Origin of the sequence: uncultured Draconibacterium sp. (assembly GCF_913063105.1) — a bacterium.
In the GTDB taxonomy this organism is placed as follows: Bacteria; Bacteroidota; Bacteroidia; order Bacteroidales; family Prolixibacteraceae; genus Draconibacterium.
On record NZ_CAJXYQ010000007.1, the window covers coordinates 138032 to 151217 of the forward strand.

The 13186-nt window shown below is 40.0% G+C and carries 12 protein-coding genes; 4 read left to right on the forward strand and 8 right to left on the reverse strand.

Annotated elements, in window-relative coordinates; all coding sequences use genetic code 11:
• Nucleotides 1-79 precede the first annotated feature (79 nt).
• The 4 genes from QZ574_RS09155 to QZ574_RS09170 form a co-directional block, all read right to left on the reverse strand.
• Nucleotides 80-2677 carry a carboxypeptidase-like regulatory domain-containing protein gene (locus QZ574_RS09155; RefSeq protein ID WP_297089057.1) on the reverse strand — a complete coding sequence of 866 codons (2598 nt, stop codon included), beginning with the start codon at nucleotides 2675-2677 and terminating at the stop codon, nucleotides 80-82.
• Nucleotides 2677-3036 carry a BlaI/MecI/CopY family transcriptional regulator gene (locus tag QZ574_RS09160; RefSeq protein WP_297089059.1) on the reverse strand — a complete coding sequence of 120 codons (360 nt, stop codon included), beginning with the start codon at nucleotides 3034-3036 and terminating at the stop codon, nucleotides 2677-2679. The genes QZ574_RS09155 and QZ574_RS09160 overlap by 1 nt, the downstream gene beginning before the upstream one ends.
• Nucleotides 3037-3214: 178 nt before the next feature.
• Nucleotides 3215-3649, reverse strand: coding sequence for a GNAT family N-acetyltransferase (locus QZ574_RS09165; RefSeq protein WP_297089061.1), 435 nt, complete (start codon nucleotides 3647-3649; stop codon nucleotides 3215-3217).
• A 75-nt stretch (nucleotides 3650-3724) separates the two neighbouring features.
• Nucleotides 3725-6253 (reverse strand): TonB-dependent receptor, encoded by a 2529-nt coding sequence (locus QZ574_RS09170; protein WP_297089063.1) that lies wholly within the window; start codon nucleotides 6251-6253, stop codon nucleotides 3725-3727.
• A 288-nt stretch (nucleotides 6254-6541) separates the two neighbouring features.
• On the opposite strand from QZ574_RS09170, the gene QZ574_RS09175 reads away from it, so the two are divergent.
• The gene (locus tag QZ574_RS09175; RefSeq protein WP_297089066.1) at nucleotides 6542-6835 is read left to right on the forward strand and encodes a CD225/dispanin family protein; all 294 of its coding nucleotides are present in this window, start codon (nucleotides 6542-6544) and stop codon (nucleotides 6833-6835) included.
• A gap of 95 nt (nucleotides 6836-6930) precedes the next feature.
• Complete coding sequence (locus QZ574_RS09180; protein ID WP_297089068.1) at nucleotides 6931-7338, forward strand: DUF2752 domain-containing protein; 408 nt, start codon at nucleotides 6931-6933, stop codon at nucleotides 7336-7338.
• A 7-nt stretch (nucleotides 7339-7345) separates the two neighbouring features.
• Here the strand turns inward: QZ574_RS09180 and QZ574_RS09185 are convergent, their stop codons facing one another.
• The 4 genes from QZ574_RS09185 to QZ574_RS09200 all read right to left on the reverse strand — a co-directional run bounded on the left by QZ574_RS09185 (nucleotide 7346) and on the right by QZ574_RS09200 (nucleotide 11431).
• Complete coding sequence (locus QZ574_RS09185; protein ID WP_297089070.1) at nucleotides 7346-7762, reverse strand: nucleoside 2-deoxyribosyltransferase; 417 nt, start codon at nucleotides 7760-7762, stop codon at nucleotides 7346-7348.
• A 7-nt stretch (nucleotides 7763-7769) separates the two neighbouring features.
• The gene (locus QZ574_RS09190) at nucleotides 7770-8726 is read right to left on the reverse strand and encodes a mechanosensitive ion channel domain-containing protein (protein ID WP_297089072.1); all 957 of its coding nucleotides are present in this window, start codon (nucleotides 8724-8726) and stop codon (nucleotides 7770-7772) included.
• A gap of 20 nt (nucleotides 8727-8746) precedes the next feature.
• Nucleotides 8747-9592, reverse strand: coding sequence for a mechanosensitive ion channel domain-containing protein (locus QZ574_RS09195; protein WP_297089074.1), 846 nt, complete (start codon nucleotides 9590-9592; stop codon nucleotides 8747-8749).
• 171 nt (nucleotides 9593-9763) lie between these two features.
• Nucleotides 9764-11431, reverse strand: a complete 1668-nt coding sequence (locus QZ574_RS09200) for a S41 family peptidase (protein ID WP_297089076.1) — start codon at nucleotides 11429-11431, stop codon at nucleotides 9764-9766.
• Between the two features lie 295 nt (nucleotides 11432-11726).
• On the opposite strand from QZ574_RS09200, the gene QZ574_RS09205 reads away from it, so the two are divergent.
• Nucleotides 11727-12221: a periplasmic heavy metal sensor gene (locus tag QZ574_RS09205; RefSeq protein ID WP_297089079.1), complete on the forward strand. Its 495-nt coding sequence runs from the start codon at nucleotides 11727-11729 to the stop codon at nucleotides 12219-12221.
• Between the two features lie 154 nt (nucleotides 12222-12375).
• Nucleotides 12376-13089, forward strand: a complete 714-nt coding sequence (locus QZ574_RS09210; RefSeq protein WP_297089081.1) for a head GIN domain-containing protein — start codon at nucleotides 12376-12378, stop codon at nucleotides 13087-13089.
• Nucleotides 13090-13186: the final 97 nt, after the last annotated feature.

Genomic DNA, 13186 nt, shown 5'->3' on the forward strand with positions numbered 1-13186 from the left:
GCTGGGCAGCAAAAAATGCCATCCCATTTGAGAATACTCAGCGGAATGGCATTTCTTTAACTAAACTGGTTCAGTTCTTTTATTGCAGCATAAATTTTACGGTAAACTCCAATGTTTTTCCTTTTAAGTCATCAATCTTTAGTTTTGGCAAAGTATACAGAACCCGTTTAGCTTCACTGTCGAATTTTCCTTGTACACCTAAAACAACAGACCCGATATTTTCGGTTGGTTTGTAGGCAACCACAACCACCTCATCCACTTGTACTGCTCCATCAATTTTTTCAGTACCAACATTCGAGATGGTTCCGTTTTCGCTAAGCTCAACATAAACTTTGCTTACCCCCTCCTGGTTGGCATTGCGCAAATCAAGCGGATATTTTATTCGTTCAGCAATAAACTTTCGCAGTTCTATTACCGAAGTAATTTCGGCCGATTTGGTGGTAATCAATATCACCCCATCTTTGGCTTCAGCGCCAAACCTTACCACTGCTGTGGCATCTTTTAAAACTGAAATTGATTCGATATCGTCGGGCTTAATATCATCCATTTCGCCTTCGTACTTTATGCCATCAACATAAACAAGTGGTGCTCCTTCAATTTTGGCAGCGTTTTTCGATTTTATTACAATGGCGCCATCTTTTGCAGCCGGGCCATATTTTTCGATAGCCGATTCGCCCTTTAGTATATTGATCGACTCAATGCTTTCGGCATCGATATCGCTAACTTCGCCATCGTACTTTTTACCGTCTTTTATAACCAGGGCATTGTGCATTTCATTTTTTACGCGCTCTTTGGTGGTAAAAATTACAACACCGTTCTTGCCCTTTTCGCCATAAAGAGCTGTAGCATTTTCGTCTTTTAATACCGAAATCGACTCGAGTTCTTCTGCCGAAATTTCTTCTACTTTTCCTATCTCTTTCCCATCCAAAATGTACAAGGGAGCCTCCCCGTCTTCATTCGTAATTTTCAAACTATGTACATCAATGGTAACATCCTTTTTCTTTCCGTAGCCAATAATTTTAATTTCATCGTCCGAGCCAGTTCCATCAGCAATCAAGCTTACATTAATTGCTTTCTCTCCGTTTATTTTCACCTCTTTTGCCTGATAGCCAATCATTGAGAAGACCAGCGTTTGGTTTGCATCTGTTTTTATTTCGTAGTTGCCTGAAAGATCGGTAATGGTTCCAACGTTAGAACCTTTTACCAAAACAGCAGCAGCCACTATTGGCTCGCCTTTTTCGTTGGTAACTTTACCGCTTACCTTCAGTTTTGGTGAAACAGCAACTCCGTATGCCGATTGCTGCGAATCGATATCGCTTCTGGTTAACACCACATTTATTTTTTCTTTGTTAACCGGAACTTTTTTAAACTCATAACCCAACATATTAAAAACGAGTACTGCATCTTTGTTGGCAACTCTAATCTCGTAATTACCCTGCATGTCTGATAGGGTTCCTGTGGTGCTACCTTCGATAAGCACGGCCACTGCCGGAATTGGTTCGCCTTTGTCGTTGGTAATTTTTCCTTTAACAGTAATTTCAGAAATGGTAGTTTCGGCGGTCAGCTGGTCAAAATCAGCATTGGTGCCCTCCACATAATCCGAAGTGCGGATAAAAAACACCGAAGGTTCGCCATTCTCTTTAATATCGATACCATTCGAAACTACATTGTCTTCAATTCCTAAAGCTTTGGTAATTTCGGCCCCATCAATTCCTTCAGAGAAATCAATGTTTTTCAGGTCAGGATGATCTTGTGGAATCACTACTCCGTCGACAATAATCTGAACATTTTTTTTGGCCTGAACAAATTCAGTTTTCACCTCTTTGTTCGACAAACCCATTACCAAAATGGCCAGCATGGGCAGCACAACTAACTGTTTCAGCAGGCTGTACCGGTTTTCTGTTTTCTTTTTCATCATAATAATACGGTTTTTTAATTGAGAGCCGTTAAGCGCAGTCAAAAAGGGAGCCACTCCTTTTTTATGCGCTAAACCCACCATGGCCATTTGGTAAGCTTCGGCATTATTGTTTTTCGTTATTTGGTCATCGGTAAGGTATTCCAGGTTATCGCGAATGGCCGCTTTTAGCAACCACGCAAAGGGATTAAACCACTGAAACAGAAAAAGAATTTCGGCAAAAAGAATATCGAGTGTGTGATTTTCTCTTACATGCACCATTTCGTGGTTTACAATTACTTCAAGGTTGGGGTTGTCAAGCGTTTTCTCCGAAACTACAATACGCTTAAAAAACGAAAAAGGGTGCACATCTTTTTTCGTTAGGTTTACTTCGGCACCAAACAATTCTTTTAAGTAGCTAAAGCGTATAATTTTTATGGCTTTGAGGTGCCCCAGCAGTAAATGAACAGTAAACACCACTATTCCAAGCAAATAAATTCCCAGCAGGTAATGAAACCACTGGAGTGCAAATGCTTGCTCGGATGCTACAGCTGTTTCGGGCAGGTAGGCAAAACTATTGGCTGCATTTACCATCGACGGCTGAATATACTTAATTCGGGTAAACGTAATTAGCGGAATTAAAAAACTTAATGCCAAAGAAACCGGCAAATAAATGCGGTTAAACACAAAATGTTTCTGGTGTTGAAACAACGCCATGTACAGCAAATACAATGCGCCTGCCCCAAGTGCCACCTTCCCGATATAAAACAAGAAACTTTCCATTATTTTTTATCTTTTATCAGTTTTACCAACTCGTCAATCTCCTCCTCCGACAGGTTCTTCTCTTTTACAAAAAAGGCCACAGCACTTTTGTACGAGTTATCGAAATAATCGCTAACTACCTGGTTCATAAACGAGCGACGGTACTCTTCTTTCGAGATCAGCGGAAAATACTGGTAGGTGTTGCCGTATTGTTTAAAGCCTATCACTCCTTTATCCTGCAACAAACGCACCAACGACGAAATGGTATTGTAATGTGGTTTAGGCTCGGGATACAACTCAACAATGTCTTTTACAAATGCTTTTTCCAGTTTCCAGAGGATTTTCATCAGCTCCTCTTCCTTTTTTGTTAGTTTCTTCATTTTGCGGACTATTAGTTTTTAGTACTGAGCACAAAGTACCGGGTACTGAGACTTTTCGAATTACGCAGACAAACATACAACTGATTTTTCAGTTATGCAACTGTTTTATCAGTTTTTAAACTGAATTTTCAGTTGAATTGTTTTCAATCCGGTCTGAAGCGTTTCCCGGCAAAGCGTTTCAAAGTTTTTTACTTAATAGTATACGATGTTCTAAAATGCTGTCTTTTTCTTGAAAACCAACAATGGAGTACCCGTTTTTTAGCGCAAAATGTAGCATTGGTTTGAACTTGTTGCGGGTTTTTAAAACCATTGAAGTATAACCTTTGCCCCGGGCCAATTGCTCCATTTTCTGGGTTAACCGTTGGGCAATTCCTTTGTTTCGATAGGTAGGGAGCACTCCGCCCAACCAAGAATAAAACGAACCATCGTTGTAGCGGCAATAGCCGATTTTAACGCCAACGGCTGTTGCACCGGAGTAGGCCACCAATATTATCGGATCGGTTTTTAAGCGCCCCGTTAAGTTCTGTTTTTCAATGGGCTCGGCTAATTCCGGAATTTTGCGCAATACCTCAATTGCAGAATCGGTATTTTGCTCCTGGCAAACTGTAATCATAACCGAAAATAATGTTTTTCAATAAAAAATGCCGCTCAACGAGCAGCATTTGTATTTGTAAAAAACGTATTATTTCTAATAATCGCCACCACCCATATCCATTCCGCCATCGCCTCCGCCGTTACCGCGTCGCTCTTCTTTAAAGTTATTTATTTTATAACTAAGGGTTAAGAATACCACACGTGGTTCGCGTTGCATGCGGAATGAACTTTTGAAATCGTCGCCATAGGTGGTTCGCTCAAAACGAGCGGTACCAAAGGGATCGCGAAAACTAACTGTTGCAGCCAGTTTATTATTCCAAAACTCCTGTCGGTACGAGAAATTGGTAAAAAACATGGCTCCGGTTTCGCCCTGTGCAGAAACTGACGAGCCGCGAAAGAAAGCTGTAACCTGAAAACGAGAACTTGGAGAGAACTTAAAAGTAGTATTCATTCTTCCTCCCCAGTTGGTACTTTCCTGGTCAATCGATTCGCCATTCAGGTCGCCGGTAATTTTATAATTAAATACATTAACACTGGCATTCAGTATCAACCATTCTTTATAGCTCAGGTTACCGGTAAACTCAACACCCGTAGCATAATCTTTATCAAAATTATCGGTGTAAAGGTAAAATATGCCGTCGTCTCCCCGTTCCTCGGTTCGGTCAATTTTATTGTTGGTAACCCTTCTGAACAGGTCGGCCGACACATACGAACGGGTTTCGCCAAAGCGCTTCAGCATACCAATCTCGTATGAATTGGTATACTCAGGTTTTAAATCGGGATTACCAAAACGAATGGTGTACCGGTTGTAGTAATTGGGCGTTGGATCCAAATCGCGACCGCTAGGGCGGTTTATCCGGCGGCTGTAACTGGCCGTTAAGTCGGCTGTTTTATTTACCTGATACGAAAAATGTGCCGTAGGAAACAAATCAAAGCGATTTAATGATGATGTTTCAGTGGCATTTGAATTTTGAATTTCACGAAGCGTTAGTTCGCCGCGCAATCCGGCCATATATGCCAGTTTCCCGCTTTTGTTGCTGTAAGTAGAGTATACTGCATGAATATCGCGTTGAAAATCGGTAGCGCTTGAATATTCATCGTTAATAATCCACGAGCCACTTTCCTGGTCGAAATCACGAAATTCCAGTTCCTCGAGTTCGCTTTCTAAACGCCCCTGGTAACCGGCTTCAAAGCGGCCATCCTCACTAAACGGGTAGGTATAATCAAGCTTTAAACGAATATCTTGCTCCTCTTCTGTTTCAAAAGTCGACACCCGGGACAAAAATTCATCAGAAGGGATAAAATCGGCATCAGCAAGAAGTTCTCCTTCAGTTTCATTATCTGTTCCGGTTTCGTTAGAATAGAATGCTGAAGCCTCGAGGCGGTGCCCTTCGTCGTTAAATTTTTGCTGAAAATTCATATTTAGGGTATAGTAATCATTTTTTCGAACAGAAGTTTCTTCACTTATAGAATAGATATGATCGGCGGCTGGAATGAAAAAATTCTCGGTACGCCCACCACCTTCGTTCGAGCGCTCAGAAACACCAACTTCGCCCGAAAATGTTAGTGTTGAACGATCGTTCAAATACCAATCGGTACCTCCTTTAACGCTGTGTCCACCGCGTATCCAGTTGCGATCGCCATCCATATTTAAAAATTCGGTAGTATCGTTGTAATACGTTTCTCGTCTGATTTTCATTTCTCCGTTATTGATCTCGTCTCGCCAATCGGCACCAAAAAACAGGTTAAGTTTTTCCATTCGATAGTTGAGCATAAAATCGCCCTGGTATTTTTCGCCGGTTCCAATACTGGCATTTACAATACCGTTTAATCCGTTCAACGAATTCTTTTTCATAACCAGGTTGATAATCCCTGCTGTGCCATCGGGTTCGTATTTTGCCGATGGATTGGTAATAATTTCGATATTCTCGATTGCCGAAGAAGGTATCTGGCGTAAGGCATCGCTGCCGCTTAAAACACTCGGCCTACCATCAATTAATACGGTAAAATTGCCCGAGCCTCTTAGCGAAACATTACCTTCGATATCAACCTGAATGGATGGTGTATTCTCCAATACATCAACAGCAGTGCCACCCACCGCGCTAATTACCTGGCTAACATTAACTACTTTTTTATCGAGCTTGTACTCTACAGCTGCCCTGTCGGCCACCACATCAATAGCACCAATGGCTACTGTTGAAGGGCTAAGGCTAACTGCGCCAATATTGTACACCCGGTTTCCCCGGTCGAGAATAATATTATTTACATTTGTTTTATCGAAACCGATAAAATTAGCTTCCAGAAAATAGTCGCCGTAGGCAACATCTGCAATCTCAAATTCTCCATTTTCATTGGTTATTCCACCGGTTATTAAAGTAGAGTCTGTTAAGGTGTATACGGCAATATTGGCAAACTCCATGGGGCTTGTCGATTCTTTATCTACAATTTTTCCAATAATTTTCCCCTTCCCATCATCGTCCGGATTTGTTGATTTTTCCGGAGTATCCGCTTTGGCATAAGCTAGCGCTCCAACTAAAAGAAGGCCAGATAATACCAGTTTCATTAAGTGTTTCATTGCTGTTTTTAAATTGTTTTCATTCTGTTTTACACCTATTAAGACCATTTAGTCTTTTTTAGGTTTAATGCTAAAGTGTTAATTACTTGTTAACGTACACGGAATTGCTGAGATTATAGCGTAAACTTCTTCTCCAACAGAGTTGTGTATATCCTGAAGATATATACAAAATAATGCTAGTTGACCGAGTATATTCTTCTTTACTTTAGCATCAAAACCACCTATCTAGCTGATTTTTTATCACTTACACTAATTTTATTTTTTTCGGGCATTGCTTTGTTATGCTAAATAGTTGGATTAACTTTGCTTGCATCATCAATTTTAAACTTAATAACCATGAATGATCAAGTCAATCAACAGCAATCTCCTCCGCCTAACTATTTGGTTTTTGCTATTCTTGTTACCATTTTTTGTTGCCAGATATTAGGTATTGTATCCATTGTTTTTGCAGCACAGGTAAACTCAAAATTTAATGCAGGCGATTACCAGGGTGCGCTTAACGCCAGTAAAAACGCAAAACTTTGGGCCTGGATTGGATTAGCAAGTGGCCTGGCAGTTGCTATTATTTTTACGCTATTATCGGTATTTGGCGTTATTGCAGGGCTATCGCTTGATGCCTTAGACTTTTAGCAAAGAGCAGTTGAAGTAAAACCACAGCTTTGCTAATTAAAAGCGCATTTGAATTTTTAGCGCAACCCTAATAAGTTGAGCGAGTATTTATACAAATGAAAAAATCAGTAAATATTATACTGCTACTTCTAATTACAGGAGTAGCAGTTCTTTTTTTCCTGCTCGACCCCTCGAAGCACGAGATTTTCCCAACATGTTTGTTTTATTCGCTTACCGGGGGTTATTGTCCGGGATGTGGTTCGCAACGTGCACTTCACAGTTTATTACATTTTAATATTGCCGGGGTAATAAGTTACAACTTTTTGTTTTTACCTGCTGCACTTCTAATTTTATACCATTACGTGCACCCACTGCTAAATAAAATGCTGGGCTGGAAACTGCCCAATTTATTCTATAAAAAGCAAACTCCATGGATTATTTTTGTTGTGGTGATTTTGTTTTGGGTTGCCCGTAATTTACCCATTTATCCGTTTAATGTACTTGCTCCGGGGATGGGAAAATAGAATGTCATCAATGCTTTTTCAGGAAGTTTTTAATGGCATCTTTTGCCTCGTTAAAACCTGTGTAATAAATAACTTCAAGCTCGTTACAGCCCGATATCATGGCTGACAGGCGTTTATTATTCGCATTACGAAAAAGACAAAGTACAGGTTTTTTCATTTCAACCGCACGGCCAATTTCGTAACCAACACCCATTGAAACTGTTGTTACTTCAGCAACCACTGCATCGGCCTCTTTTAACCAATCCAAATCTCTATCGTGAATAAACTGATCATCGGGGCCATCGTCGCCCGCACTTGTTAATGCCGCATCGCCAACATGCTCGGTTAGCACTTCGGCAAAAGCTTTCAGGTAATCAATAAGCTGTTCATACAATTTGGCATCTTGTCTCCCCCCGCGAATCGATCCGGCAAAATAAATTTTCATGCTTCTGTTAATTTTTGGTATTGTTGTTATGAGGTGTAAAATTGTGTTTCATTTCACCATCTTCAAACACAACACGCGTCCGAGGTAAACTCTCGGGGTAATTTTGCTGTATAAAGTCAATCATTTTTTCGCGTATGTACACCCGCAAATCCCATGCTGTTGGCGAATCTTTAGCACTTACCAGGGCTCTTATTTCAACTCCGTATTCTTTGGCATCGGTTACCTGCAACACATTTACTTTCTTGTCCCAAAGTGGCGTGTTTTCAAGTAAACGTGTCAGCTCCTTTCGCAAAGCTTCAAACGAAACACGATAGTCGGTATATAAAAATACGGTACCTAAAATTTCTGCTGACGTTCTTGTCCAGTTTTGAAAAGGTTTTTCAAAAAAATAGGTAGATGGCACTACCAGGCGGCGCTGATCCCATATTTTTACAACTACATACGTTAGGGTTATCTCTTCTATTCTTCCCCACTCGTTTTCAATAATCACTACATCATCAAGCCGAATAGGCTGTGTAATTGCAATTTGCAAGCCCGCCAATACGGTTGCAATAAGTTTTTGTGCAGCAAAACCAATAATTATACCGGCCACACCTGCCGAAGCAAATAAACTAATTCCCAATTGCCGCACCTCCTCAAACATCATCAGGGCAGTTCCTATGGCAATTAAAATAATCAGAAAATAGATTATACTTTCCATGATATTGAATTGGGTGAGAAACTTTCGTTCGCGCAAGTTATCTTCTTGCGAAGTATCGAGTTTTGCCAAAATAACTTTTTTAAATGCCCTTAACAAAACTATTGACGCCCAGGCAATACTAAGAATTAAAAGAATAGAGCCTGCCTTGTTAAAAAACGGAATGAGGCTGGAATTAACCAACTCATATTCTTTTATAAAAAACTTAAAAAACACCGCTAAAAGCAGCAGTAAAAACGGAATAATAAATTTTATGACTTGCTTCATCACTAACTCTTTTTATTTTTCTAATCCGGCTTTTTAACCGTACTTTTTATATGAATATCGCGTTGCGGGAAAGGAATTTGCACTTTATTCTTCCGGAATTCATCATCGATGGCGTAGCGCAATTCGCTTTTAATATTCTCTACATAAAACGTTTCGCGCACCCAAAAGAAAACCTGGAACTCAAGTGCCGAGTCACCAAAATTATTAAACCTTACAAAGGGTTTCGGATGATTTGAAATGTGTTTGTTTTTAAAAACACAGTTGAGCAAAATTTCGGTTACCAATTTGGTGTCGGAACCATAAGCAACCCCCACATCAACCGAAAACCGGGTGTTGTAATCCATCTGGCTCCAGTTAATAATTTTATCGTTTACAAACTTCGAGTTGGGGACAACCAAAATAATATCGTCGCGTGTTTTTAGTTTTGAGGTACGAAGCCCTATGTGAATTACGCGTCCAACGGTACCATCCTGCAACTGAATAACATCATCAATCTGCAGGTTTCGTTCAACCAAAAGCACGATACCTGAAGCTATATCGCTAAAAAGCTGCTGAATACCAAAGCCAACCCCTACCAATAAAGCTGTTATACTTGCCAGGAGCACCGAAACCTTCAGTCCCGACGACTCGAGTAGAAAGATTATAATTACCACCCAAACTACATACCTTAGAATAAGGTAAACCGACCAGTAAGAACGTCGTTCTGCTTCTTGTTTTTTAATGTAGCGCTTAAAAAACCTGCGAACAACTTTAAGGGCTATCAATGTGGCCAGCAACACCACAAAAATTAAGAAAATGTTGTATACTGTAAGCGTAAAATTTCCGCTCTGGAACAGTTCTGTTTTTAAAAACTCTCTAAAGTTCATACTTCTCCAATTGGTAGGTTTAAATTAACAAAATAAGTTGGATAAGAAAAGTTGCTACAAACAAATTGGTTGGGTTGTATTTGTAGAACAAACAGGCAGGCTTAAGGTTGAAAAAAAGGGAGGTTTTTTTTGCAAAAACCTCCCTTTTATAGTAGTGTAAAAAACGCTTTGTTAATTCATTCCAACAACCAATCCGGGTTGAAAATAACCAGCGTAAGCCGTTTCTGAATGCATGGCTTCAATGGTTTTCTTAATCCCTTTATCGTCGTTTATTGATGCCCGAATCGAGCCTTTCTGATAATAGTAGCGTGAAACGATTTCGCTTTCAAGCAATTCGCTCAACTCTTCTCTGAAAACACCTAAGTCTTTCTCCAAATCGGGTTCCAGTTTTGCTTCAAGGGCTTCAAACTCCGCTTCGGCCAGTCCGTAATATTTTTCACGTTTGGCGGTTTTCAGCAAGGCTTCCAGGTCGTCTTGCGAAGCCGATTCGTATTTAAATTCGCTTTGTTGAACAAAGGTGGCAAACTGCTTATAAATATCATCAGTTATCGAAAATGCTTCGGGCTCAGGAATACTTTCGTTTTCGTTGGAATACCTGGTGGCAAAGTCAAAAATCATAAAACGGGTTACCAGTTCAATAGCCAAAGTACTCAACTGTTCGCCTTCAATTTTAACATCCGGCACAACACCACCGCCATCGTATACCTTCCGTCCTTTTTTTGTTGTAAACTCGGTAATCAACGAATCGGGGATATGTCCCACACTTCCATCGTCATTTCGGTGCGAATAATCAAGAGCCTGAATACACCGGCCGCTTGGAATGTAATATTTTGCAGTGGTAACCTTTAACTTGGTATTGTAACTTAAATCGCGGGTTGTTTGCACAAGGCCTTTCCCAAAGGTGCGTGTTCCAACCACAATTCCCCGGTCTAAATCCTGAATGGCGCCTGCCACAATTTCGGAGGCTGAAGCCGATCCGCTATTCACCAAAACAGCAATTTTAATAGTTGTGTCCATTGGGGCTGCATTGGCTTTGTACACTTTATCCCATTGTTTTACTTTACCCCGTGTGCTTACAATCTCCTCTCCCTGAGGAACAAAAAAGTTTACAATTTTTACTGCTTCCATCAATAATCCTCCGGGATTTCCACGTAAATCAAGAATTAAACCATCGGGGTTGTTTTCTTTTAATTCCAGAAATGCTTTTTGCACATCGGCACTACAGTTAGCTGTAAAATTTGAGAGACGGATGTAGGCCGTACGCTGGTCAATCATTCCATAGTACGGTACTGCGTTAATGCTTATTTTTTCGCGAACCACATCAACCGTAAAGGTTTTCTTTTGCCCGGGGCGCTGTACTTTAATCGATACCGGTTTATTGGCCGGTCCTTTTAACAATGAACTTACATCTTCGGTGCTCATTTCGCTGGTATTTTTCCCCTCCACTTCAAGAAGAATATCACCTGCTTTTAAACCAAACTTTTGCGCCGGAAATCCTTCATAAGGCTCGGCAATTATAATTTTATCATTCTGTTTACTAATTAAAGCTCCAATACCCGCGTACTCGCCGGTAGTCATAAAACGAAAGTCTTCAATCTGGTCTTCCGAGATATAATTGGTGTAAGGATCGAGGGATTCGAGCATTTTATCGATACTTGTTTTTACCAGGTCGTTCGGATTTACATCGTCAACATAAAACATGTTAAGCTCACGAAAAAGCGTATGGTAAATATCAAGGTTTTTTGCTATTTCAAAATTTTTCTGATCGCGGGTAAAGCTAAAAAAGCTAATACCAACTACAGCAACAATCGTTATTCCTATTAATAGTCTTCTCTTCATCTGCTTAAAATTTAATTTCCCAATCTTTTTTCATTCCCCGAACCACATTCTCCGGGGTTCTAAATAAAGTTTTGCATGGTTTTAAACTGCCAAAAGTAAGAAATCTTACCTGATATATGTCACCACCGACCACAATACATTACGTTAATTTATATTAAAACCAAACTGTTTACTATTAGTGGTAACATATTGCATTGCAGAAAAGTTAACGCGCGTTAAAATTAAAAAAGCATTAAACCAAATTCGTTGTTACCCGTCAAAGCAGCAATTACAAAACAATTAAAAAGTATAAAAAATGAAAACTAGAATTTTAACATTAACACTGATTGCAATTTTTTTCCTATCATTTGGTGCTATGGCACAAAAAACTGAAAACAGAAAGCGTTTGCCACAACAACGCCAGATGATGGCCGACAGAACAGACAAAGCCAGAGACCAGTTCAAAGATTTTTTTACCGAAGAACAACAAGAACAGATGAAGAAGCTTCGTTTGGAAACCGCTAAAAAAATGCAACCACTTCGCAACGAGTTAAACGAACTGGAAGCCAGACAACAAACACTGTCTACTGCCGAAAGTGCTGATATGAAAGCCATTGAAAAAAATATTGATCAAATGGCAAAAATTAAGGCTGATATGCAAAAAATCAGAGCTCGTCAGCACCAGGAAATTCGCTCGATGCTGAGCGATGAACAACGCATAAAGTTTGATAATATGAAAGGCCGAAAAGACAGAAAAGGAGACTTTGAAAGAAAACCCATGCAAGGCGATCGTTTTAAACACGGGGCATAAGGGTAAATAGATAGATGTGTAAAGCCGGCAATAAAATTGTCGGCTTTTTTTATGCCTGCTCACCGATAAAATACTGTGGTTTAACGAAATTTTTTCACTTTTTCAGCCTGTTTCAAATACTTTGCAAAGCAATTATAAACCAAATTATAAGTAAATGAAACAAACTGTAGTAGTATTTACATACCTCCTTTTACTGTTTGGATTGTCCTCCTGTTTGTTTTCGCCATCGATAAAAGGCAACGGCAATGTTGTTGAACAAGCACGTCATCTGGATACTTTTGACGAACTAAAAGTTAGCCGCGGAATGAATGTGTACATTACCCAGGGCAACGAAACCAAAGTGGTGGTTATTGCTGATGAGAACCTTCATGAGGTAATTGAAACGACAGTAACAGACCAGCGTCTGGAAATAAAATCAACCAGTAATATTCGCAGTGCTACAGAAAACAAAGTGCTGCTTACCGTTCCTCAACTTGAACTAATAAAAGCCATTGCCGGGTGTAATGTGTATTCCGAAGGCATTTTAAAAGGTAAGGAAATGGAAATTTCGGCTGCTGCTGGAAGCAATGTTCATTTAAGCGTAGAGCTTGCCCATGCAATAGTAAGTGCCTCGGCAGGTTCAAACATTAATATGGATGGCACGGCCAATCATTTTTTTGCAAAAGCCGCAGCCGGTGCAAACATTAAAGCCAACAGTGTGGTATCCAATTTAACTGAAGCAAAAGTAAGCAGTGGTGCAAATATTTGGGTAAACAGCAAAGAAGAGCTGAAAGCTAATGCCAGCAGCGGTGGAAACATCTTTTTTATCGGAAATCCACCGATTACCGAGTTTCATAAATCATCGGGCGGAAATGTGATAAAAAATTAGTCCCACTTGTAACTTTCTTGTTTTGGCAGCGTCATTTCAACAAATCAACTTAAGGCATCGCATTTCTTAGTTCAATCATCAACAATTAATTCGCATG

What these genes read in the sequence shown, in the direction of transcription:
- QZ574_RS09155 (WP_297089057.1), bottom strand. Translation starts at nt 2,677, where the DNA reads ATGGAAAGTTTCTTGTTTTATATCGGGAAGGTGGCACTTGGGGCAGGC.
- QZ574_RS09160 (WP_297089059.1), bottom strand. Translation starts at nt 3,036, where the DNA reads ATGAAGAAACTAACAAAAAAGGAAGAGGAGCTGATGAAAATCCTCTGG.
- QZ574_RS09165 (WP_297089061.1), bottom strand. Translation starts at nt 3,649, where the DNA reads ATGATTACAGTTTGCCAGGAGCAAAATACCGATTCTGCAATTGAGGTA.
- QZ574_RS09170 (WP_297089063.1), bottom strand. Translation starts at nt 6,253, where the DNA reads ATGGTCTTAATAGGTGTAAAACAGAATGAAAACAATTTAAAAACAGCA.
- QZ574_RS09175 (WP_297089066.1), top strand. Translation starts at nt 6,542, where the DNA reads ATGAATGATCAAGTCAATCAACAGCAATCTCCTCCGCCTAACTATTTG.
- QZ574_RS09180 (WP_297089068.1), top strand. Translation starts at nt 6,931, where the DNA reads ATGAAAAAATCAGTAAATATTATACTGCTACTTCTAATTACAGGAGTA.
- QZ574_RS09185 (WP_297089070.1), bottom strand. Translation starts at nt 7,762, where the DNA reads ATGAAAATTTATTTTGCCGGATCGATTCGCGGGGGGAGACAAGATGCC.
- QZ574_RS09190 (WP_297089072.1), bottom strand. Translation starts at nt 8,726, where the DNA reads ATGAAGCAAGTCATAAAATTTATTATTCCGTTTTTACTGCTGCTTTTA.
- QZ574_RS09195 (WP_297089074.1), bottom strand. Translation starts at nt 9,592, where the DNA reads ATGAACTTTAGAGAGTTTTTAAAAACAGAACTGTTCCAGAGCGGAAAT.
- QZ574_RS09200 (WP_297089076.1), bottom strand. Translation starts at nt 11,431, where the DNA reads ATGAAGAGAAGACTATTAATAGGAATAACGATTGTTGCTGTAGTTGGT.
- QZ574_RS09205 (WP_297089079.1), top strand. Translation starts at nt 11,727, where the DNA reads ATGAAAACTAGAATTTTAACATTAACACTGATTGCAATTTTTTTCCTA.
- QZ574_RS09210 (WP_297089081.1), top strand. Translation starts at nt 12,376, where the DNA reads ATGAAACAAACTGTAGTAGTATTTACATACCTCCTTTTACTGTTTGGA.